The sequence below is a fragment of the Wolbachia endosymbiont (group B) of Rhopobota naevana genome (assembly GCF_947250615.1).
GTDB lineage: Bacteria > Pseudomonadota > Alphaproteobacteria > Rickettsiales > Anaplasmataceae > Wolbachia.
This window is the reverse complement of sequence record NZ_OX366333.1, coordinates 825,565-848,073: the sequence shown is the minus strand read 5'-3', so window position 1 is coordinate 848,073 and position 22,509 is coordinate 825,565. Positions and strand designations below refer to the sequence as shown.

19 protein-coding genes, 1 tRNA gene and 1 pseudogene are annotated in these 22,509 nt (G+C 33.8%); 6 read left to right on the top strand and 15 right to left on the bottom strand.

What is annotated here, in order from left to right:
• The first annotated feature begins 157 nt into the window (after window positions 1-157).
• Complete coding sequence (locus tag OOL01_RS04125; RefSeq protein WP_264687250.1) at window positions 158-1,654, top strand: proton-conducting transporter transmembrane domain-containing protein; 1,497 nt, start codon at window positions 158-160, stop codon at window positions 1,652-1,654.
• 6 nt (window positions 1,655-1,660) lie between these two features.
• Here OOL01_RS04125 and OOL01_RS04120 read toward each other — a convergent pair whose 3' ends face one another.
• The 7 genes from OOL01_RS04120 to OOL01_RS04090 form a co-directional block, all read right to left on the bottom strand.
• On the bottom strand, window positions 1,661-2,320 hold the full coding sequence (locus OOL01_RS04120) for a VirB8/TrbF family protein (RefSeq protein WP_139686506.1): 660 nt from the start codon (window positions 2,318-2,320) through the stop codon (window positions 1,661-1,663).
• Window positions 2,321-2,364: 44 nt separating this feature from the next.
• A complete protein-coding gene (locus tag OOL01_RS04115; protein WP_264337251.1) occupies window positions 2,365-3,159 on the bottom strand; it encodes a hypothetical protein in 795 nt (264 codons plus the stop codon).
• Between the two features lie 36 nt (window positions 3,160-3,195).
• On the bottom strand, window positions 3,196-4,047 hold the full coding sequence (locus tag OOL01_RS04110) for a DNA polymerase III subunit delta' (protein ID WP_211908312.1): 852 nt from the start codon (window positions 4,045-4,047) through the stop codon (window positions 3,196-3,198).
• A gap of 17 nt (window positions 4,048-4,064) precedes the next feature.
• The gene (locus OOL01_RS04105; RefSeq protein ID WP_006013379.1) at window positions 4,065-4,652 is read right to left on the bottom strand and encodes an L-threonylcarbamoyladenylate synthase; all 588 of its coding nucleotides are present in this window, start codon (window positions 4,650-4,652) and stop codon (window positions 4,065-4,067) included.
• A gap of 48 nt (window positions 4,653-4,700) precedes the next feature.
• Complete coding sequence (locus OOL01_RS04100) at window positions 4,701-5,609, bottom strand: recombinase zinc ribbon domain-containing protein (protein WP_264687218.1); 909 nt, start codon at window positions 5,607-5,609, stop codon at window positions 4,701-4,703.
• A 77-nt stretch (window positions 5,610-5,686) separates the two neighbouring features.
• Window positions 5,687-7,030: a group II intron reverse transcriptase/maturase gene (ltrA, locus tag OOL01_RS04095; protein ID WP_007302360.1), complete on the bottom strand. Its 1,344-nt coding sequence runs from the start codon at window positions 7,028-7,030 to the stop codon at window positions 5,687-5,689.
• A 437-nt stretch (window positions 7,031-7,467) separates the two neighbouring features.
• Window positions 7,468-8,382, bottom strand: a complete 915-nt coding sequence (locus OOL01_RS04090) for a recombinase family protein (protein ID WP_264687217.1) — start codon at window positions 8,380-8,382, stop codon at window positions 7,468-7,470.
• 342 nt (window positions 8,383-8,724) lie between these two features.
• Between OOL01_RS04090 and OOL01_RS04085 the strand changes: the two genes are divergently transcribed.
• From OOL01_RS04085 to OOL01_RS04075, 3 genes are all read left to right on the top strand, one after another.
• A complete protein-coding gene (locus OOL01_RS04085; protein WP_264686690.1) occupies window positions 8,725-9,921 on the top strand; it encodes a hypothetical protein in 1,197 nt (398 codons plus the stop codon).
• Window positions 9,887-10,996, top strand: coding sequence for a hypothetical protein (locus OOL01_RS04080; protein WP_141457035.1), 1,110 nt, complete (start codon window positions 9,887-9,889; stop codon window positions 10,994-10,996). Before OOL01_RS04085 ends, OOL01_RS04080 begins: the two co-directional genes overlap by 35 nt.
• Before the next feature lie 102 nt (window positions 10,997-11,098).
• Window positions 11,099-12,337 carry an IS256 family transposase gene (locus OOL01_RS04075; protein WP_264686429.1) on the top strand — a complete coding sequence of 413 codons (1,239 nt, stop codon included), beginning with the start codon at window positions 11,099-11,101 and terminating at the stop codon, window positions 12,335-12,337.
• Here the strand turns inward: OOL01_RS04075 and OOL01_RS04070 are convergent.
• From OOL01_RS04070 to OOL01_RS04035, 8 genes are all read right to left on the bottom strand, one after another.
• Complete coding sequence (locus OOL01_RS04070; protein WP_264687216.1) at window positions 12,334-13,245, bottom strand: P44/Msp2 family outer membrane protein; 912 nt, start codon at window positions 13,243-13,245, stop codon at window positions 12,334-12,336. The two genes, OOL01_RS04075 and OOL01_RS04070, sit on opposite strands and share 4 nt — an antisense overlap.
• A 100-nt stretch (window positions 13,246-13,345) precedes the next feature.
• A complete protein-coding gene (locus OOL01_RS04065; protein WP_264687215.1) occupies window positions 13,346-15,364 on the bottom strand; it encodes a type IV secretory system conjugative DNA transfer family protein in 2,019 nt (672 codons plus the stop codon).
• A gap of 30 nt (window positions 15,365-15,394) precedes the next feature.
• The gene (gene virB11 / locus OOL01_RS04060) at window positions 15,395-16,387 is read right to left on the bottom strand and encodes a P-type DNA transfer ATPase VirB11 (RefSeq protein WP_149168821.1); all 993 of its coding nucleotides are present in this window, start codon (window positions 16,385-16,387) and stop codon (window positions 15,395-15,397) included.
• Window position 16,388: 1 nt separating this feature from the next.
• Window positions 16,389-17,900 carry a TrbI/VirB10 family protein gene (locus tag OOL01_RS04055; protein WP_264687214.1) on the bottom strand — a complete coding sequence of 504 codons (1,512 nt, stop codon included), beginning with the start codon at window positions 17,898-17,900 and terminating at the stop codon, window positions 16,389-16,391.
• A 16-nt stretch (window positions 17,901-17,916) separates the two neighbouring features.
• Window positions 17,917-18,708 carry a P-type conjugative transfer protein VirB9 gene (gene virB9, locus OOL01_RS04050; RefSeq protein WP_264687249.1) on the bottom strand — a complete coding sequence of 264 codons (792 nt, stop codon included), beginning with the start codon at window positions 18,706-18,708 and terminating at the stop codon, window positions 17,917-17,919.
• Window positions 18,695-19,375 carry a VirB8 family type IV secretion system protein gene (locus OOL01_RS04045; protein WP_264687213.1) on the bottom strand — a complete coding sequence of 227 codons (681 nt, stop codon included), beginning with the start codon at window positions 19,373-19,375 and terminating at the stop codon, window positions 18,695-18,697. The genes virB9 and OOL01_RS04045 overlap by 14 nt, the downstream gene beginning before the upstream one ends.
• 72 nt (window positions 19,376-19,447) lie before the next feature.
• Window positions 19,448-20,533 carry a GTP cyclohydrolase II gene (locus tag OOL01_RS04040; RefSeq protein WP_264687212.1) on the bottom strand — a complete coding sequence of 362 codons (1,086 nt, stop codon included), beginning with the start codon at window positions 20,531-20,533 and terminating at the stop codon, window positions 19,448-19,450.
• Window positions 20,534-20,553: 20 nt separating this feature from the next.
• A tRNA-Leu gene (locus OOL01_RS04035) sits at window positions 20,554-20,641 on the bottom strand.
• A gap of 190 nt (window positions 20,642-20,831) precedes the next feature.
• Between OOL01_RS04035 and OOL01_RS04030 the strand changes: the two genes are divergently transcribed.
• Complete coding sequence (locus OOL01_RS04030; protein ID WP_264687211.1) at window positions 20,832-22,067, top strand: metallophosphoesterase family protein; 1,236 nt, start codon at window positions 20,832-20,834, stop codon at window positions 22,065-22,067.
• A gap of 15 nt (window positions 22,068-22,082) precedes the next feature.
• Window positions 22,083-22,423: pseudogene (locus tag OOL01_RS04025) on the top strand (transposase); the annotation flags it as partial.
• Window positions 22,424-22,509 lie beyond the last annotated feature (86 nt).

The following is a 22,509-nucleotide window of genomic DNA, read 5'->3' as shown; positions in this document are numbered from 1 at the left end:
ATAGTTTTTTCTTATTTCCTTTCTTCCTTACGCCACTTTTTCTTAACTTGATGCGTATGGTTTATTTAACACTTCCGATATACAACTAAAAAATAGCAAATTCTCTATAACTTGAATATAATTTTAGCTTTACCTAAACAGAAAGATGAATTACTTAATGGATTTTGTTTTAATATCTCTTTCCTTGCCACTTTTTATTACTGAGAATTATTTGTTAATTACTGCGTTGATCCCACTTTTAAGTGCATTAGCTATTTCTTTTACTAGTAAATGGCCAAGAGTAAGCAGTGGCGTTACTGTTGCTTCTTCTATGCTTCTATTTGCGTATACATCTCTATGCACTTTATATTTGGTATATGGTGATCATTCTCAATTTATTCTCATGGATTTTGGTAATAATTTGCATATTAGTTTAAAGCTAGAGTCTAGTGGAGCAATATTCAGTTTATTAATATCATTTTTGTGGGTACTAACCAGTATATATGCAATATGTTATATGAGAAATAACTATGCTGATAGCAATCACTCAAGTTTTCTATGCTTTTTTTCAACATCAATCAGTTGTGCAATGTTTATTGCTTTTTCTGGAGATTTGCTCACTACATTTGTCTTTTATGAGCTTCTAACTATTAGTACATACCCTCTGATTACTTACAACTCAACAAATGAATCAGTAATTGCAGGACGCTATTACTTTGGTTTACTATTTTTCTCTTCTTTAGTATTATTTTTTCCTGCAATAGGCCTATTATATAATGAATTCCATACTTTAGATTTTGTAAGTGGTGGAATATTCAAGTTTGATACTTCACTCATCACTTTTATTGCAGTGTGTTTTGCTATGCTGATTTATGGAATAGGAAAAGCTGCATTAATGCCAATGCATTTTTGGTTACCAAAAGCAATGGTTGCACCAACTCCTGTGAGTGCACTATTACATGCTGTTGCTGTTGTGAAATCCGGAGTTTTCATCATCATCAAAGTTATATTATACACTTTTGGCGTCGATAATATGCAACGTTTTGTGCAGCAAAATTGGTTTGCTGGAGGGTGGCTTCCGTACGCTGCTGGATTTACTATCATTACTGCATCGTTGATTGCATTAAAGCAAAAGGAATTAAAGAAATTGCTTGCTTACTCTACCATCTCCCAATTGTCGTATATTATATTGTTCGCTTCAATTTTTAGTGAATTCAGCATGAAGATTGCAATCTTTCAATTAGTTTGCCATGCATTTGCAAAAATTACTTTATTTTTTTTTGCAGGTATCATAATAACGAAAACGGGTGAAAAATATATAGATAGAATTCACGGTATAGGACGTAGTATGCCAATTAGCATGATAGCATTCACTATAGGTGCATTGTCCATGATAGGAGTACCTCCTGCTCCGACTTTTTGGAGCAAATTTCTCATCTTTCAAGCTGTTTTCAACTCTAGTAATGTAACACTTTCTGTGTTTGTAACTCTAGTGTTAATTGTTAGTACTATACTCAATGCTCTATACTTTTTACCAATAATTTACAACGCCTTTTTCTCAAAACCTTCTAGAAATTATTTTATTAAAAAGACACCAATGCTTCTAGTTTTACCCCCAGTTATTACTGCTATATGCACTTTAGTTATTTTTTTTAGCTACCAAATAATGTTATAAATATAATCATCTATATTTATAGCTATTAACAATAAATTTAAATGGCACTATTCCAGCTAGAGTTGCTTTTATATTTGACAAAGTGAAGCTGACCTCCACAGCATAATCTTTCATCTTCTTATTTTGCTCAGCTGTAAAAACTACAGTAGCGTTTCCAGCAAATGTAACTAAGTTCTTGGTCAACCGGTCAATAGATAATGTTGTTACGTTTATGTTGGTAATTTTTCTTGTGGATGAAACAGCTTCATTGTTCACTTTTTCCTGAAAGTTTTGGTAGATTTTGTATACAGAATTGTTTTTTATAAAATTTTCTTGATACTTTGGCTCAACAGTCCGAGAGGACTCATATGTTTCAATATATTTACTTATTAAATACCTTGCTATGGAAATGTACTCATCTTCTTTTTTACTAAAACTAAGTTTATGTATTGCAGAGAACTCATCTTCTGTGTGGTTCATATACTTCACAAAATTTAAATCTTTTTTAACAGGAAGTAATAGGTATATGTTTAGTAGTGATAAAAATAAACATACTAAGAGAAGTAACGCTATTAACGCCATCCAAGATCTTTCTACAACGCAGAACAGGTATCTGTGGCAATACCATTCAACTGCTTTCCTGAAGTAACTTTTGTTTTTTACTGATTCAAGTAATTTATCTTCCATAATACAAACCCAATTATATAATATACTGGATACTCTAAAAAACTTTAAAATATGTCTAAATTTTCCAAAATGGGATGAATTATTATATCACCTTGTTCTGCAATAAGGTGAAATTTATCAATTTTGCTCACATCTAAATTTATCATTTTTACACTGAAGCTTTCAGGATCATAAGTATTACTTTCTGCACTTTTGTGATAATTATAGTAGTGTAATTTATTTTGATCATCAAAATAACCAAATTCATCAGCAAGAGTTCCCACTTTTTTGCCTTTACCGTCTCTGACTAGCTCAAATAGATCAATTACATGGTTTTCAGATCCAGGCTCAATAGATCCTTCTACAGCAAAAAATTTAGGTGCATGACCAACATACTCCTTAAGTTTTAGATTATTAGTCTTTTTTATACTACCAAAATCCATGAGTTTATATTCATCTGAAAGACCAGAATATTGTGGATCATACTTTTTATATTCAAAAAACTCATTACCTAAAAAATTACAAAACGTTAATTTACAATCATCGTGATTGGATTTAACAACTTTAAAGTAATGAAAATCTCTAGGGATCTTTACTTCCTCTTTCGTAATATGATTACGTACAACAAGTTCATCATTAATCATATAATAGCCAATTCTTGGCAAAGTAGCTATATTGATTGCCTTGTTTAGCTTAAAATTTGCCTCATAGATGCCACTTGATAGCTCCTTCCCTTTTTCTAAAGTGACGTCTTGATCTAAAGATGTATTCTTGATTAAACTCAATTCTTTCTGCATGTTCAGTATAGTGTTTGTTAAAACTTCTATTGATTGCCATACAGTTAATTTATTATCATTCAAGTTATATACTTTCAGTATTAAATTAGCAGAATTTTATCATAAATTTATGTTAAAAGTATTACATTTTTGTGTCATGATGTTAACTACATTAGCTAAAACATGCTTTTTATCTAAGCGAAATTGCTTTGCAGCAACGAAAAGTTCATCTATTTCTTTCCATTGACTTAGTAGAATTTCAACATTATTTACTTCTTTCTTTATACTTTCTAAAATGGAGGTTTGAATTATATGTGATGCTAGTTCTAGCTCAATCTCACTATTAATTATTTTATTAACTATATCAGAATTATTTAGATTACGGAAAAATGTATAAAAATGCTTATGTGACTCATAAGCACCACTGTTTATTGCATTTATTATTACTCCCGGAGTTCCAGGAAACAAAGTAATGATCTCACTAAATATTTTATCGTCGAATTTACACTGAGATGAAACAACCTGCTTTGTTTCATCGTAAGTTAATGGAAGTAAATTCAGCTGAAAACACCTACACCGGATGGTGGTTTGTACATCATATGGCTTATGGCTAATTACAAATATTTTAGAATTTTGTGGCGGCTCCTCTAATATTTTTAATATTGCATTTTTAGCATTATTAGTCATTGACTCTAAGCTATCTATTATAGCTATTTTATATTCTGATTGAATGGGGCTTAAGTGCAAAAAGTTTTTCATTTCTCTCACCTTTTCCACTCCTATTGTATCACCTTCAACAATGTGTAAGTCTAATGCTACTTCATCGTAATTTTTTATAAGAAACCAATTAGAAAAGGATTTTGCGAATGTTGCTTTTCCTATACCTTTTTTACCACAGATCAGCCAAGATTGAACAGACAAGTTGTTCATTATCTTTTTTTTTGCTTGGTTATGGCCTATCACCTTTTTCATTCTTTCTCCTATAGATCTTAGTTTGAAAATTCGTTATTTATTGTTTGTAATGAAATTTTACCTTTTCTTAAAACCTTAATCTTGTCTCCAGTTAAGTCAATAATAGTAGATTCTATACCAGAAACTAATTCATCATCTTCAATTACTGCAGATAAGTGTTGCTTAATAGACTGAGGTATATCTCTTGCTTTGCATATACTTTTTTCTCCTGAAATGTTAATACTAGTTGCAACTACTGGAGTTTTCAGTTCATTTAATATTGAAATCGCAATAGGATGATCAGGAATTCTTATGCCTATACTATCTTTAAAGAACTCATTTGGTAATATACTGTTATCTTGAAGTGGTAAAATATAGGTCATTGGTCCAGGAGAAAAATAGTTTATTAAATCGATATACTCTTCCTTTACCTTTGCTATATTTATCAAACTATCAATATTACTAACAAATACAGAGAGCGGCTTGTTTTGAGAACGCTTTTTTATTCGATATATTTTTTCTATAGATTCGTTACCTAGCGCATTACAAGAAAGAGCATATACTGTCTCTGTTGGAAAGCATGCTAACAAATTATTTTTTATTGCATTTATTACTTCAAATACCATATAGCTAAAACTTATGTCTACAATAGCTCTGGGTTTACAGTTATCTCGCTATATGGTAGCAATTAAGATACCGAAATGGCTAGCACGCATCTGTTGTATACTTACAGTAAATTTTATTAGCAACTGCTCGTTTTGACTGCTAGTACAACATTGCATAATTCTATTATGGCTATTTTGATCAAAATTTGCAAGACTTTTTATGCGAAATACTATATATAGGTGATTGTGGTTGATTTCAATTTGATGAATTAACATTCTAATAATATTTTGCTTAGTCTGCCAATCCACTTGATCAAGCTTTGATTCAACACTTGAGGAAAAGTTTTTCAAGCTATCTGTAACAAGGCTCAATTCTTGTTGTAGTTTTTTTTGATCAAGCGTTCTTTCTTTCTCTTCTTCAATTTCTTTCAAATGTTGTTTCATTGTTGTGATTCTTGGTTCAAATTCTTCTTGGCTTATAAACCCTTTGGCATAGCTATCAATAAATTTTTTGATACTTAATCTTAGCTTACTTTCTTGCTTTTCACGTGTTTGATTATGTAAAGGTTTTTTGTTCTCTGACAATCTACGTTGATATTCATTTGCAATCCTATCTGGCTCTTTCAAGATACTCTTGACTTCTTCCCATATAACTCCATCTAATATATCAGTGCGTATTGATTTATTATCGCAGATTTTATTGCCATTGAATTTGCTAGAGTTTGTACCAGAGCAACGATAGTAATAATATGTCGACTTTTTATGAACGTGGTTTGTACCACAATAAGTATATTGACAACGTTGACATACCATTAAACCTTGCAATAAATATGTTTCTCTTCTTTGTCGTACTCTTGCTCTTTGCCTATTTTCAGTTAGTTGTGCCTGCACTGAATCAAATAAATGCTCATTGATTATTTGTAGGGTCGAGAACTGGCGCGCCTCTTTAGGGTTTGGTGGCTGATCCATTATTTTCATCCTGGGCCTCAATCCAAATTCCCATGTTAACGTTTCCAGCTCCCGCCTCGTCAAACGCAGCATGCGGTTTTCCCGCACTACGCTTTCCTAGCAAGTTCTTTACCAAAGTTTATCACATATTGTGTTGGTGATGCTTTCGGTCTGTAATACCTTATTCTGTAGTCTGAATATAGACCCAGCGTTTTGTATATCCATTCGCTACTCCATTTCTTCCAACCAAACCCTTTCTTTGCTTTCCTGGCTCGCATTAAATTGCGTCTTACCTTCTTTTCCACCCAGTGTTTTACGTAACTGAACTTTCGACTAGAGTTTCCTATCCTAAAGTAGTTTACCCACCCTCTCAATATCGGATTGATGTCATTTATCACTCTTTTTATCGGTTGCGATTTATGGCGCCGAAATATTTCCTTCAACTTGCGTAGCAGGTTTGTTCGTGCTTTCATCTGCGGTGTTTTCCTGACATTCCACTTTCCTTGTTTTGTGATATTCTCTTGAAAATCAAACCCTAGGAAGCTAAATGTTTCTCCTTTCTTTAGGTTAATGACTTTTGTCTTTTCTTCATTTACTCTCACTTCTAGTTTTGCTAATTCTTCTTCCAACCTTCTGTATACTGCTCTTTCTAGCCATTCCCGTTTCGGGTATTCTCTGATCAGTATCACCAAATCATCTGCCCATCTGGCATATTCCATACGTTGGTACTTTCCTTCTTTGGTCACCTCTTTTGCTTTCTCCAACATTTTATCTACCTCATTTAGGTATATATTGCTTAGTAGTGGTGAAAGTGGTGATCCTTGTGCCATTCCTCGTTTTCCTCCTATTTTGAGGATTAGCTTAATCATGCGCATGATTTCTTTGTCATTTATTCTTTTGGCAATCTTTTCCATCAGAATATGATGTCGCACACTGTCAAAGTAGGATTTTAGATCTACGTCAATTACTTTTGTATTGCCTTTGATTGCTGCTTCCGTTACTTTTTGTACTGCTTCATGCGCATTACGCTTAGGTCTATACCCGTATGATCCTTTTTGGAAGTCTGATTCGAATATCGGTTCAAGTATTAGCTTCAGTGCTGTTTGCACTATTCTATCCCGGATGCAGGGTATGTTCAACGTTCTGAATTTTTCTCCAGATTTTGGTATTTCCTTTCTCCGGTTCCTATTTGGGCTATAGGTCTTGGTTATTAATTCGTGTCTTATTCGTTGAAGATACTTTCTTGAGCCCTCTGTCTCTATCGATTCGAATGTCACCCCATCAATCCCTGGTGCCCCATTACTCCTCTTCGTTAGTTTGTAAGCTTCCTCCAGTGTCTCCATTTTACAGACATGAACATGGATTCCCCAGAATCGCCATTCCGGTTCTGCCTTCGCTTTGGTGTATATCTTTCTTCTCAGGTCTTGTAATTTTATCGGCATTTTTGTCATTTTTACCTTTACCTTCCTTTTGTTAAAAGATCCCTGCTAGTAGGGTGCCTTTGCTCCATGAGCGTTACCTCACTTCTTCACTACTACGCACCCATCCGTCACCCTCTCATCTTCAGTTCACTTCCTGTTTTCCAGTTATAGAACCTACCTCTCCAAGGTGTTTCTCCTTGGGATGAGGAGGGCTTCTCCAGTTGCTTTGTATGTCCTCATTGCCATGCTGTTACTAACACCCCGCTGAAGTAGACCAATCGTTTCATTCGTTTTTCGTCTGGTCTATTCTGTCTTCGCCAGTACCAAGATGGCTCGACCTTCAGAATATTCCTTTCGAGGCAATCTGTGCATTCGCTTTCGCTACGGCCTGGTAATTCGCCATTATCCTACGATAATGTTGTCGGTAGGCTTCAACATTTTGGTTTCCCTTTATGCTGCTACCCAAGCTACAGGATTCCGACTTTTATCCTGGTAGGTCTATTTCCTACTGAACAATACTCGCCTTCTCTGGACGCACTTGGTACTGGAATATAAGTCCAATTCTCTTTATCACTATTAAAGCGACCACTTTTAAGTTTACCACAAGTTCCTTTTTTTGATTTTTTTACTTGTGGTTTTGAGCATGTCCTAGTTTTACCATAAGCTGCTTGTCCTATATAAGCAGGATTTTTTAACATGTTCCAAATAGTGCTCCTTTTCCAATACCTTTTTCCTGTTCGTGTTATTACCGGTATCTTATTCAGTTCATGTACAACTTCTCCTATACTTGCTCTTTCTTGGCCAACCCGACTAAATATTTTACGCACTATATTTGCCTCTTCTTCATCAACCTCAAATTGAGCACTTCCTTCACCTACGTGTTTTGCTATGTAGCGATAACCGTAAGGCGCCCTACCCATCACACTTATACACCCAGCTTTAGCTGCATGAAGTTTTCCTCTGCGATTTCGTTCCATAATCTTTGCACGTTCATACTCTGCTATTGCTCCTTGAATCTGTAGAAATAAATGGGAATCAGGATTATCATCAAACTTATGATTTAAAAATACTATTTCAGATCCAGCCTTTTTAAACTCTTCGAGTAAGATCATTTGATATGAAAATTTCCGTGATAGCCGATCAGGTGAATGAATATATATCTTATCAATCTTACCTTCTGCTACTCTATCACGTAAACTCTCTAAGCCAGGACGTTCTAAGTTTGATCCACTGTAGCCATTATCGATGAACCTATGCTCATCTAATAACTCATGTCCATCGCTACTAATGCGACGCTCCAATTCTACAATCTGACTCTCTATCGTATTCTCTTGTGCCTGTTGTCTTGATGAAACTCTTGCATACAAGCTTACGGTTGTCATTTTCTTCTACCTCCTTTATTTTATATTTCAATAATTGTTCATAAGCATCTGCCAAATATGTACCTGCCAACCGACTGGGCTCATAACGGCAATAAATAGTTAAATCCCCTTTTTGCATGTTTTTCTTCCTGTGAATTTTCTTATAGGTTAGGAGACTTCTATTGCCATAGCTAAAAGAAAACGTTTACCATTTTAAACTAAACACCTTAATTTAAAAAAGCTGTCTAGTTCGCGCAAACAAGAAATTCTCCCTAATAAATATACAAGATTTGAAAAAATTATGTCCAAAAAATCTTTACTTGAATTATCATATTATGTATGATATGGCTTATTTAAAGTATCATGAATGTTCATCCAAGTTATGAATTCTGGGAGAGTGATTTAGAGGTTCCCGTTAATCTCTTGCTAGATCGCTTTCAAGATTTAGAATTACGTAAACTATGGCTTGATTCTCTTTCTGGTAGACAATTGAGTATCATTTTTCAGCATTGCTTTAAAAATCATTTAAATGGGCAACTTTTTCAGGACGGAGATTATGACGATAGATCGACTCAACAAAAACGTAAGATACTTACCAGTTACTCTGACTCTCTTTTTGACTATTATCTCATTAGCCACTTTGATCGCACGAAACTTGAGGCTACAGTTAGTGAAGTAGCAAGATTTGCCCTCACTCAAGAGTTAATGAGATCGTACCTGATCAAAAATAATACTAAGTACGATAAAAGATCCTTGTTATTTTTACTGTTTCACATAAGTTGCGAACTTCTAAAATCTGTCTATCACTTTGATAAAGTACAAAAGAAAGGCTTCGTATCATTTGCTCTACAGAAACCACCAAGACAAATAAATACTTCATTTAAGGAATTTATGTCACAAGAATCCGTAGAGCAGATACTTAAGGATGATGACCAGTTGCAGGGTTTTTTCCATCATCAAGATCGAATATATATGTTTGTACGTCGAGGAAGTGACATGGATTTACTGCTTAACTCAAACAAAGTTGTTCATGGCCATAAACCTGAGTGGATGATTTTAAATTTTTCGATTGATGGTACAAAGGTTAATCTCTGTGCTAAAAATACCAATAAAGCTGTGGAAATAGCAAATAGTATTGTAAGTGGTTATTTTAACTGCGAATGTACTTTTGTAAATATACAGGATAAGAACTTTCTACTACAAGTGCATAAATTCCTTCAAGCATGTATAGAGGGTTCTGACCCTAATATTTGTATATTTGAGTTAAATTTTAAGTCAGATTATTTTAAAAATAGTAATACATATCTTACTTTAAGTGTAAAGCCGTATGATCCTATTGCACCAGAGTTACATATTTTAAAGCCAGCTATTGGCAACATACTACAATCTATTCAATCAGCTAAAGTAATGTTCCAAAACAAAAAGGTAACATTTTCTTTCAAATCAAGTGGGGAAATTTATTATTCAGAGCATCCGCTCAATAAAAAAGAAAGAGAGGACCTGAAGAAACATATGGAACAATCTTATGGTCTTAAAATCCTTTCACGAGCAAATTGCTGATCTTTTAAGTTCAAATAGTTCTTGGGTTAATCCAAGTCAAAATCACATTAAAGCAGCAAGATACTTATTTGATCTTGGATTGATAAAAATGCAAGAAAGGTACTATATTGTTTGCTCTCGTGAAGAAGATCATCTTGATTGGCCAAATGTAATTGATCCAAGTTGTAGCAATGAGATTTTTATCGATCCAGACTTTGATGAAGCATGTGATGACGCTATTTGTGAAAACTGTTCTCGTCATATTTTGCCTAATACTTATAAAAAACAGAGATTTCATCTCTTATCCATATACTTAAATATAGAGAAAATCATAGACTGGTTTGAAACAAAGTTGAATGATTCAAGACTTATGTGGGGAAAAATGGAAAAAGGAGTTTATTATACTTGTGATCAAGGTCATATTGTAAATCTAATAATCCTTGATTTTTGTACTGATGCGATATTTTTAACCATAGATAAACTGAGAGTCCATCCGACAGTTCTCATTACTCTAAAAAAAGATATACCTAATCTATTATTGAGCCTATATGTAGTGCGAATGGTAGAACTGTTTTGCCAGTATAAGACTGTAACTGAGATATTCCAAGAGGCAGCTAAAAAAGGAGTACCAGAGGTAGTAGAAAATACTTCTTTGCAAGTTTTACCAGCTTCATATATTTCGCTTAAACGTGTTGAACCAATTGTGCCAATAAAGCTTTTGGAGTTACAGGTAGTTAAAGGTATGGTATATGTTAATAGCGTTGAAGTTATAAATAAAAAAGCTGCATCATGCCTTAATATTTTTCGAATATTGTTCAAGCAATTTTTACATGACTGTGAGAAAGAGTTACCACCTGAAAAACATACACTTCTCAATATTAATCAGTTAGAAAAACTCTTGGGACTTAGTTTAGAAGCAGATTTAGAACATCAAATCAGAAAACCATTAAACAAGATGCAAAAAACGATCAAAGCTACATTGGCTGAGAAATTAGGATTAAGTATTGAACGTGATGATGTAATACAAACCCTTGGTTGGCAAAGATCATCACATGGTTATCGTATTAACCCTTTTACTTTGACTATAAAAAAATAGAGTTTTTTGTTATCAAAAATAGTTTTTTTCGGGAATGTTCAAAAAAGTGTGTCAAACCGAGAAATAAAAATAAAATAGAAACAAAAAATAGAGGTTTGATATATGAGTTACAAAATAGAAAATGGAACGACTGGCCTGGTAGATTACAAAGAGCTGGAAGCAAATATACTGTCATCAATAAGGGAAGGTAAACCATTGATGGGGAGAGATGGAGCATTAACACCATTTGTAAAAAGGCTGCTGGAAGCAAGTCTAGAAGGTGAAATAGAGCATCATTTATCCAATGAAAGAGAAGAAAAGAATCGAAGAAACGGAAAGAATGGCAAAACTTTGAAGACGAGTGCAGGTTCATTTGAACTATTGACACCAAGAGATAGAGAGGGAAGTTTCGAACCACAGATAGTGAAAAAAAGGCAAACAAGCTTACATCCAGAACTTGAAACAAAGGTCTTGAACATGTTTGCAAGCGGTGTGGGATACAGGGATATAGCATCCTATGTGGAAGAAATCTATGACCATAAAATATCTGCAGCAGAGATATCTGGAATTACAGATAAATTACTGCCTATAATCAATGAATGGAGGAGTCGTCCCCTACAATCAGTATACCCGATAGTATTTATGGATGGGATGTTTTTTAAGGTCAAAGAGAATGGACATTGCATAAGTAAATGCATGTACAATATATTAGGAATAGACCAAAATGGCAGAAAAGAAGTACTGGGTTTTTACTTAGCAGAAAGTGAGGGAGCTAACTTCTGGCTAGGCGTATTAAATGACTTAAAAGAGAGAGGAGTAGAAGACATTTTGATAGCTTGTGTTGACGGTCTGAAAAGCTTCCCTACAGATATAAATAGCGTATTTCCCAATGCTGAGGTACAGTTATGCATTGTGCACCAAATAAGAAATTCACTAAAATACGTATCCAGCAAAGATATAAAAGTTTTTATGAATGATTTGAAAAAAATATACCGTGCTACAAGTAGAGAAATCGCCGAAAATTATTTACTTGAACTGGAGGAAAAATGGGGTGAAAAATATCCTTTAGTCATAAAATCGTGGCAAAACAATTGGGAAAATTTGTCTAGTTATTTTAAGTATTCTGGCCCTGTTAGAAGGCTAATTTATACCACCAATCCAATTGAGGGGTTGCACAGACAAATCAGAAAATTTACTAAAACCAAAGGTTCATTTACCAGTACAAATGCCTTGTACAAATTGGTATATTGTGCTATAAAAAAGATAGAGCAAAAATGGGCTATGGCTTTGCCTAATTGGGCTCTAACTATATCTCAACTTGATATCTTTTTTCCTGATAGGTTAAAAATTGAGTTGAACTAAAAATTCGCTTTGACACACTTTTTTGAACATTCCCTGGCAAAATGAAAAGTAAGACCAGCTTCTATACCGTGTGTGTGAAACACTTGATTGCCTATACTGATACTTTCTTTGTGTAACTTCTGGTCCGATGGTTTTTGATTTTTATTCAATTCTAATATCTTTTTTCCATCTGAGTTTACCTGTTGCTTTGCTTTCATTTCTCCTAACACCTCTGCTTCAAAATCAACATTACTACCAAGAACACCAAAACCTCTATATCCGATGTGCATATTTACATCTTCGTTTATACGATAATCAAAGCCAGCTTTCAATTGACCTGCAGGTCTTATTGACGATTTTTCAAACATCGTCATTCTTGTTCCACCAACTCCAATACCAACGTAAGGAGAAAAAGAAAAACTATCACTTTTCCAATAATGATAAACATTTGCCATTACAGATGCGTTTTCTACTTGGTCATGATTAATTACAGTTTTATACATATAAGTTTTTTTATTAGTACTCTCACCAACGTCTTTTAGATACGAAACAGTTACTTGATTACTTGATAAACCAATATTATCTACTTTTACAGAAGAGTACATCCCTTCCAATTCAGCTCTATAGCTATTATTGCCTAGTTCTCCTGTGTAACCAAACGTTACATTTGCAGCAAAAGGTGGGTTATAATCTCCTTTATACTTACTTATTAACTGACCTTCTGTTCTCTGAGCGTCTATGTCATTTATAGATACACGGTTATCATCTGCAGCATCTTTGCCTCCAATTTTTGCTTTCAACTTACCCAAGTTCAAATATTGACCGTAATATCCACCACCAAAGTAAAATCCTTCCGTTTCACTTGCAAAAGATTGTTGTGACAACAATAAAGCAAGTGCTGTAACTGCTAATGTTTTTTTACTCATCATGACTATTCCTCTAGTTAAAATAGCTAATCTAGTACTAATTAATTAAAAATGATTTAATATGAAAAAACTAATTATTTTCTAAGCTAAAAAATAGGTAAAATTAACCTCTATCCTCGATTTTATTGCCGTCTAGTTTGTCCTCATCTTCAAATTCATCATCATCGTCAAATTCATCCTTACTGTCTTCATCATCAAACTCATCATCGTCTTCCTCATCATCAAACCCATCACCACCTTCAAACTTATCATCAATATCCTCGTCTTCAAATCCATCTTCAATCTCTGGCTCATCGTATATTGCATCTTCAGTTTTAGCTTCAACAGGATAATCAGCAGCTTCAATAGCATTACTCTCTTCTTCATTACTAATCTTATCTTTGTTAGCAGCAGAAAAGACCTTGTTTGGATTATATGGCTCTTGTGTAGGCACACGTGTTGGTTTAATCAGCCTTCTTGTGAATGTGCTATCACTATAGTACAAAATTTTCTTTGACTTAATTGGATAAGTCGATTCTATCAAAATTATCTGATCATCACGTGGCAGCATAATAATTTCTTGAGGTAAGAGCAATGCTCTCTGTGTTTCAGAGATATGCAATGATCTTGATGCAGGATTCAAGTCTAAAAATTTAGGTTTGTTTAATGATTCTTGTTGTACAGTTTTGTTTCCTATAAGCTGAGATATCAAATTAGCCGTTTCAATATTATTGGCTGCAAAAGTTATTCTATAGGTTGAGTTTGATAAAAAGGAGTTCATTCCTGCTTCTTCATATATTCCTTTAAGCTGTTCAGTATCTTGAACAATTAAAAATAACCTTACTCGATAGCCACGAAAGTATGCGATGCCCGTTTGAAATTGCTCCATTTTTCCAAGTGTTGGAAACTCATCCATTAAAAATAATACGCCGTAAGGCTCGTCATCCGATGGCAATTTTCTACATAAAAACTCAGTTGCCTGTTGGTAAAACACCTGCATTAAAGGCCTGAGCCTAGTTAAGTTATCAGGAGTTAAACCAACATAAACTGTAGTTTTCTTCTTTTTAAAATCCAAAATATTAAAATCACTTGATGCAGTTGCAGTATCGATCAATGGGTTTGCCCACAATTCAAGCGACGAGTTCATAGTTGACACAACACCTGATCTTTCTTTGTCAGCCTTTTGCAAAAAAGCTGCAATGTTCATATACGCTACCGGATGTATTATTTTACCCATTGTGTCCAAAACTACAGCAAGATTGTAAACTACGTCATCGCTACGCATCGTACGCACAACCTCACCAAAAGATTTAACTTTCTCTGGTGCAGCAAGTAAATATAGTACCACCCCAACAAATAAGCTTCTTGCTTCGTTTTGCCAAAAATCTTGTTCAGGCATGATTAGGTTAGCTATTTTTTGCACATCGTCAACCATCTGTCCAGGTTTTTCACTAATCCATTCCAGTGGATTATAACAATGGCTTACCCCATCTGGCTGCGCTGGGTTCCATACATATACTTTTTGTCCTTGTCGCTCTCGCCAACCACTTGTTATTTCATAGTTTTCTAATTTTATATCATGCACAATTACCGAATCATTCCAAAATAACAAATTAGGAATTACAAAACCAACACCTTTACCAGAGCCTGTAGGTGCAAAGAGCAATGCATGCTGAAACCCATCAGCAATAAAATATTCTCTCTTATCTTTACCAAGCAATAGACCTTTTTTGCTTCTTAATCCCGCTTTTCGTATGTCTTTCTCTGATGCCCACTGTGAATCTCCATGAAGTGATTCTTTCTTTTTAAATGGCCGCCACTCAATTAGTCTTTCTCTCACATTCCACAAAATAATCATCAAAACAATTTGAGGCAGTAGAGAAGATACAACTAATTTAATTTTGAGCTCAAAGCTATATAGCCCTGGATGATGCCAACAATATTGTATATGATCAAAAATTGTCGGCCAGAGAGCTTGAGGAAAAGGTGTCAAGCTAGGATTAATTGCTCTAAAATCTACACCATCTGGACCGTCAACAAACAGGTAGAATAATATACCAGACAAATAGAAGCAAAATTCAAATATGCTAAAAGATACTACACCTCCTATGAGAATATTGCGTAGGTGATTTCCATTACTCATAAACTACTTTTTCTTAACTTACGTATAAATTTAAGTATTTTCATTTGAAGATCTAGTAAATAATATCTCAGAAATGCTTCTTTTGCCTCCACTGGTTCTTTTTAGCTGAATAACAATATCAATTACATTTCTAATGTATGGTATGATCTGATCTGGGGGAATTCCAAGATTTGCTTGCATAACCATAAGTTTTATTTGCTCAAGAGCCATTGCCGGACTATCCGCATGAAGAGTTGATATTGACCCTGGGTGGCCAGTGTTTATTGCTCTAAGAAAACTAAAAGCTTCTGCTCCACGCAGCTCACCAACTATTATTCTATCTGGTCTTAAACGTAAACATGCCTCTATCAAATCTTGAGTGGTCACTTTTGCCCTGCCTTGCCCTCCTTTAGAAGCAATTAAATGGACTTTATTGGGATGATCATTCAAAACTATCTCTCTTGCATCTTCAACAGTAATAATTCTTTCTTCAGATGGAATAGCACGCAAAGTAGCATTAGTAAAAGTGGTTTTACCAGTGGAAGTTCCACCACTAATTATGATATTTTTCTTACTTATTACAGCATATTCTAAAAACTCTTTTATTTTTTTTTGTTTCAGTAGCAAATCTAGGTGACGATCTACTGGATTATCGGTCACTCCTATAACAGTGTTAGAAAAAGCCCCCATTTTTTCATAATCATCCAATGCCAATTGCATAGAAGAAGGTTTACGAATTGAAATGACTACTTTATCAGGCTCACATGCTGGAGGAAACACTATCTGTATACGATAACCATTTGGTAATGTAGCTGAAAGCAGCGGTGTCTCTTCGCTCAGTTTTTGTTCTGTAGCTTGAGCAATCAACCTGCTAAGAGATTTTAAATGATTAAGATCAAATATTTCTAACTTTTCGCATCTTATTTCACCGCGATTTTCAATCCATACTTCCTTCGGTTTATTTATTGATATTTCATTTACACCTTCCTCTTGAAATATCCCTTGTAATGGCTCCAAGTATGTATCAAGTGCAGCATAGTTCATTTCAGTTATTTAATATTGACTGTGGAGGAAATACTATATCTTGGTTAACAAATACTTTCAATGCAGTTCCTTGATTAACATAAATAGTTGGTTTTTTATCTACACTCCTATCAACTATATCTCGCATGTCTTTGGAAAAATCATTGATTGACTTCCCAATTGCTTCATCATAAACAGATTTGCTTCTTTTCTGAGTTTGCCTCAACAGTTGACGTACATCGTCTAAAGTTATACCGATATTGTCACTAGTAATTGTATCAACTCCACTAGCTCCAGAACTTTTTATCACACTTACTATTTCTTCCTTTATTATTCTCAGCAAATCCTGATCACTTTTAGCATTTCGAATTTTTTCAATAGCCCTAATACCCAATTTCCATTTTTCGTCTCCTACCTTCCCAACTTCAGTTTTTATAGAATTCTCCAATCTCTCAACAATAGCCCCTTTGAGAGAAGAAATATCTATTTCAGTTGCAGTAATAGACTTCACTGCATCCATGGCAGTTAGCGCATCGATAAGATTAGAGGCTTTTTGTCCTACAACAGCTGAACCAATCGAAACACCAGCAAGTGCCACTGAAGAGAATAATGCACTTGCTATTTTATTATCAACTATTCCAGCTATCCCTGCCCTTCCAAGCTCATCGGTACAAGATGATGCAATAGCAACATCTATACCATGAGGAAGAATGATCCTATTCCAATTTATGTTTACGCGGGCTTTTGCAACGTTTGAGTCAAATGAATAACCACCTATTAACCTTGAACCTTTTGGTATTAAAATTGTATCACCAGTTTCTGCATAAACGTCTCTACTAACAACAGCACGGAGCATTCCTTGTAAGTCAGAACTTATTGCAGTTTCAAGAATAGCGTCAATAACTTTACCTTGAATAATCATTAAACCAAGCTTTCCAGCTTTGGTAGCTTTGCTCGATTGTGCTGAGGTATTGGATAAAACAGCATCTGTAGCTTTACCTTCCCCACTACTACCTGAAATTGCTAACATTTGTGCACTACGTCTGTCTCTAGGATAACCGCCACCCCCTATTGTAGGAAATGAAGTAGGCAAATTGCTAATAACATTACCAGAAGGAAAATTTTGCTTTGGTAAAACAGGTATATTTGACAAGGGAATTTCTTTTAGTTGCTCTTCTTTTTTTGTCACTTCCTCTTTTTTGATTTGTTTTACTTCTGGTATGACTTGTGGAATAGGAAGAGGAGGTAAGGGTGGCAAGAGATCAGTTGCTATCCTCTCGGAAACTACTACATTATCTGGAACTTGTTCTAACTTTCCTTTCAATTCTTGAATGTTTTGCTTTGTTTCCTCTTTTTTAACAATCTCTGGACCCTCTTTATTAGAAGGACTAAAATAAAGATAGTACACTCCACCAACTAAGAGCGCTACCATAACTATCATCAATGCCTTATAACCTTGATTAGAGCCAACTGTTACTACCTTGCTTTCTATCTCTGATTCATCTTCTACACTATTATGCCTTTCTTTACTCATATTATATGTACCACAACTAAAGTGACCTATTTATAACTTCAACTTCACTACCTTCATAACGCATTAATAGCTTTTTATGTACTCCTTTTATTACAACATAATCATCAAATAACAGCCTTTTACAGGATTCGCCTTCTATAAAAATCTGAGGAATTTTATTACTATTTCTAAACTTTAAATAGGTTAAATAACCATCATCGAATAACTCAATTGGAACTATATCTACGTTACCACCTTCATCAATATATGTATAGTTGTACCTCGTATTATTTTCTTGTATTATTTTTTCTGGCTTTTCTGTAATGTATTGCATTTGAGTAGGTAAAGAAACCTCATCTAAATCAACATCAAATTCATCTTCTTCTTGAGGATAATAAAAACGTATTACGTAAGATATATCCTTTTCAACGGAATAATCATGATCCACTTTTTTAGCATTAGTATCTGGGTATTTATCGTAATTTGGTCTTGAAATTAGATCAAAAATGTAATTTCTCTTTTTAGTTGTCGTAATAATCATGTTAGTGCGACTACTGACTTCAAATGGCATGACAAGCAGTTTATTATCATAAGGATTAATTTTCCAACTTGATGCATCACCAACAGCAATATTTTTGACTTTTTCCCCTTCTGCAAACTCAATATAAGAATAGTAACCTTGACTAAAAATTACTGTAAACACCTCATTAGGGCTATATACAAAAGTCTTTATTCTACTATCTACAGAAATAGGTTTATTATTAATAGATGCATTTAAGTTGCCACTTATTAGTAAAGCTAAAACTAACAATATCCTACACATATTCATCATCTACTCTATATGAAATAACTTGAAACCCTAACGGGTTAATATATCTTTGCTGATCATTCATTTCAAGCGATGCATATTTATACGACATCACAACTATCTTATTTTTCCTTGAGGAATTTCCATCTTTTCGTGTAAATTCTATAGAAAATCTCACTTGAAGAGCATCATTACCTAATTTTTGAATTGAACGAATTTTCAACTCACCTTTAGCATCTGAATATAAATTAAAAAGGTCATTCATATTCTGCGATTTTATATAATTGCTAAATTCACTATATACACTAGGCGAAGAAAACAACCTTACTTTTGTATAATAATTATAATTATAATTATATGGGTCAAAAACCTCCCTTGCTTTTATATACTCTGAAATAAAATAATCGTTCAGCGTTTCATTTGCAGAATATTGTTTTACTGTAACAGGATCAACCAATTGCACTATGCCTGACTTTTTATCAATTTCTATAACGAATAGCTCAATAGTGCTACTTGTGCTAATTTTAAATATAGCTAATATGCTTATAGAAATTGCAACTAGTAATATTAATGTAAATAAAAGTAAATTATTTCTCTGAGCAACAACTGTGCTATAGCGACTTGAATTCCAATTTATATCCTTATCCAATGACTCATTACTTTTTTCTTGTTTTAAAAATTTCAGCATCTCAATATTCTTAAAAATCTTAACTTATATTAATTAACATAGCAAGCTAACAAAGTAGTTATAACAAAAAAGCTAATAAACCCTTAATCCATGGCCTAACTTGCCAAATTTTGTTTCCATATATGAATCATTATATTCATTGCGTTCCATAATAAGTGGTACACACTTTGTAACTTCTATACCGTTATTTTTCAACTCTGATAACTTTCTACCATTGTTTGTAAGTAATTGTATTTTGTTAATGTTCAATTTCTTAAGTATTTTAGCTGCAACAGCAAAGCTCCTTTCATCATCTTCAAAACCCAATACTCTATTTGCATCAACAGTATCAAGATTATATTTTCTTTGCATACTGTATGCTCTTAACTTATTAGTTAAACCAATGCCTCTCCCATCTTGCATCAAGTATAATATAATGCCATTCCCAAAGTCGGTCATTATTTGAATCGCTTGATGTAACTGGCTTCTGCAATCACATGATAAGCTGTCTAATAAGTCTCCTGTATAGCATGCAGAATGAATTCTCACTAATGGCTCATTATCTTTATCTGGATTGCCAATGATAATTGCATAATGTTCTCTTCCGCCACTTTTGGTTCTATAAGATATGATATCTACTTCTTGAGTCTGTTTTAAAAATAATGATGTTTTGCACACTTCATACACACTATGATTTTGTTGAAAATCATTCACAAGTAACGTATTTAGTACAATAATGTCATTTTCTTCACACCAATTTCGCATTTCATGTTTATTCTCAAAAGTCATATCAGCCACTAACGCGTATGGCAATAATTCTGAGAACTTAAGCAAGGCAACAGCATACGCATCTATTGTCTTTGAGCATTGCAACTCTTTTATGCTACCTTCCTTTGAACAGTTTATTAAATGGAGCAGTTCATCAAAATTGCTTATCAACAGACGTTTGCTACTATGTTCTTTACTCTGACATATGTATTTTACCTTACTTGCAGTCAAAGTAACATACACATTACCTGATATAAGCTTATATTGACTAAATAAATTTTTTTCTAAAGTTTCAGCAGCAGCAAGCAATAGATAGTTATTTTCATCATCATATATTAAAATTGGAAGACCACGCCTGATTTCGCTGATAGCTCTTTCTACCTTATTGCTACTTTGATTTCCTATAAACATTTCACCTACACCAAACAACTTGGTGCGGTCGAGAAGACTTGAACTTCCAAGGCTTTGTGAGCCACAGCGACCTCAACGCTGCGTGTCTACCAATTCCACCACGACCGCACTTTATTCTAGTTTCTATATAATTACTTTAAATTACTTAATCATTTTAGGATTTTTCATCTAAAGTGTCAATCTGGTACTAGGATAATTTAGGAAATACCTGTATAATTTAACTATGAACTTTATGGTTACAAACTTTAATCATTTAAGATAATCTTACTACTAATTATTAATTTAGGTTTTTATACAAATGAAAATAGCTAATATCTTCATTTTTTTAATTCTATCTCTTACAATTAGCTTTCACTCCACTCATGCACAAATATTGTACACATGGTCTCAAATCATTCCAGAAAATAAATTAAGCATACGTGCGATTATAGACAATAACATGTGTCCCATTGCTTACGTCGATAATAAGGAAGTAGAAATGCTAAGTCGCAGCTCAATTAACAATACCGAAACAGTTTGTGAACTGATAGTAGAAACAAATGCTCAAAACATTAGTATTGACAATATAAAAGTTCCCGTATTAGCAGAAAAGATCAGCAAAATTGCCTTCATTGGCGATACAGGATGTAGAATAAATATGTTATTTCAGCAAGAATGTAATTCTGTAGATAGCTGGCCTTTGAAAAAAAATTTAGATTCAATCGCTTTTCATAAACCAGATTTAATTATCCATGTTGGTGATTATCATTATAGACAAACAAAATGTAGAAACACAAAAAAGTGCGGCGATATTTATGGATATAGCAAAGAAGCTTGGTACGCTGATTGGTTTGAGCCTGCAAAAGATATTTTAACACAATCTCCTTTTCTTTTTGTTCGTGGAAATCATGAGAGTTGTAATAGAGCTTATGAAGGATGGTTCAGATATTTAGATTCATACCCCTTTTTCTCTCAAAAATGTGAAGATCTTATTTCCAGTTGGTTCTTAGATGCTGGGCCGATGAAGTTTTTTATCTTCGACTCTTCATCCGGTGAGGAAATTTTTACAACCCAAAGCACAGTTGATGCTTTTGAGAGGCAGTTTGATAAATTGATACAAGATAAGCCCACGTGGTTTTTGACTCATAAACCACTTTGGAGATCTCCAAAAAAAGAATTTTTGACATTAAAAAGCCATGGTAATCTTACACAAATTGAAGCTTTTGGAGATAAATTTCCAAGCAATGTTACTACCATAGTTTCTGGCCACATTCATATAGCCCAGATTTTATTAATGGATAATGTTCCAGATCAGATTATAGTTGGAAACGGCGGTGCATTATTACACGCTCAAGATCAAGAACCTGTTTATCAAAACGTAGAATTTAACTATCCAAATAGTAGAAATTACTTAGCACACGAAGTTAGAAACTTTTTCGGCTTTGGCTTTGCAATATTAGGTTTAGACGATCACAAATTTACTTTCTATAACCAAGATAATAAGGAAATGTATTCTGCAAACCTAACGAAAGACTTTAAACTTAAAACAAATTAAAATTAGGACTATTTAAGGACGCAGAAAAAACGTGCTGAGCTTAAAAAACTCATAGCAACAAAAAACACTGAAATTCTTGTATATATCGACTAATCTGGAATTGATAACACAAAAGTCAGCGTATTAGTATGATTGCAGCTTTGAATAAGGGAAAAATTATGGCGCCTATGATTTTTGAAGGCTACTGCGATACAGACGTTTTTAATAGCTAGTTCAAACTTTTTGCTGGGTGATTTTGGATAATGCAACTTTTCATAGAAAATAAGTGAATTTGTTAAAAGTGTCAGTGCTGAAGTTATATATCTGCCTCCATATTCTCCTGATTTTAATCAAACCATTGGTTTGTTATAAAAAATTGAGCCAGAAAGAATATCCAGCTATTCGAACTATTAGAAAAAGAGCTATATATGAGCATGTTTTAGCACAGACATTATTTTTGTAA

Bases quoted from the DNA above. Each gene is read 5' to 3' on its own strand.
- OOL01_RS04085 (WP_264686690.1), top strand. From the start codon at position 8,725: ATGAATGTTCATCCAAGTTATGAATTCTGGGAGAGTGATTTAGAGGTT.
- OOL01_RS04090 (WP_264687217.1), bottom strand. From the start codon at position 8,382: ATGACAACCGTAAGCTTGTATGCAAGAGTTTCATCAAGACAACAGGCA.
- OOL01_RS04070 (WP_264687216.1), bottom strand. From the start codon at position 13,245: ATGATGAGTAAAAAAACATTAGCAGTTACAGCACTTGCTTTATTGTTG.
- OOL01_RS04125 (WP_264687250.1), top strand. From the start codon at position 158: ATGGATTTTGTTTTAATATCTCTTTCCTTGCCACTTTTTATTACTGAG.
- OOL01_RS04105 (WP_006013379.1), bottom strand. From the start codon at position 4,652: ATGGTATTTGAAGTAATAAATGCAATAAAAAATAATTTGTTAGCATGC.
- OOL01_RS04080 (WP_141457035.1), top strand. From the start codon at position 9,887: ATGGTCTTAAAATCCTTTCACGAGCAAATTGCTGATCTTTTAAGTTCA.
- OOL01_RS04075 (WP_264686429.1), top strand. From the start codon at position 11,099: ATGAGTTACAAAATAGAAAATGGAACGACTGGCCTGGTAGATTACAAA.
- OOL01_RS04045 (WP_264687213.1), bottom strand. From the start codon at position 19,375: ATGCTGAAATTTTTAAAACAAGAAAAAAGTAATGAGTCATTGGATAAG.
- OOL01_RS04040 (WP_264687212.1), bottom strand. From the start codon at position 20,533: ATGTTTATAGGAAATCAAAGTAGCAATAAGGTAGAAAGAGCTATCAGC.
- OOL01_RS04030 (WP_264687211.1), top strand. From the start codon at position 20,832: ATGAAAATAGCTAATATCTTCATTTTTTTAATTCTATCTCTTACAATT.
- virB9 (WP_264687249.1), bottom strand. From the start codon at position 18,708: ATGAATATGTGTAGGATATTGTTAGTTTTAGCTTTACTAATAAGTGGC.
- OOL01_RS04110 (WP_211908312.1), bottom strand. From the start codon at position 4,047: ATGAAAAAGGTGATAGGCCATAACCAAGCAAAAAAAAAGATAATGAAC.
- OOL01_RS04100 (WP_264687218.1), bottom strand. From the start codon at position 5,609: ATGAAAATAATGGATCAGCCACCAAACCCTAAAGAGGCGCGCCAGTTC.
- OOL01_RS04120 (WP_139686506.1), bottom strand. From the start codon at position 2,320: ATGGAAGATAAATTACTTGAATCAGTAAAAAACAAAAGTTACTTCAGG.
- OOL01_RS04055 (WP_264687214.1), bottom strand. From the start codon at position 17,900: ATGAGTAAAGAAAGGCATAATAGTGTAGAAGATGAATCAGAGATAGAA.
- virB11 (WP_149168821.1), bottom strand. From the start codon at position 16,387: ATGAACTATGCTGCACTTGATACATACTTGGAGCCATTACAAGGGATA.
- ltrA (WP_007302360.1), bottom strand. From the start codon at position 7,030: ATGACAAAAATGCCGATAAAATTACAAGACCTGAGAAGAAAGATATAC.
- OOL01_RS04065 (WP_264687215.1), bottom strand. From the start codon at position 15,364: ATGAGTAATGGAAATCACCTACGCAATATTCTCATAGGAGGTGTAGTA.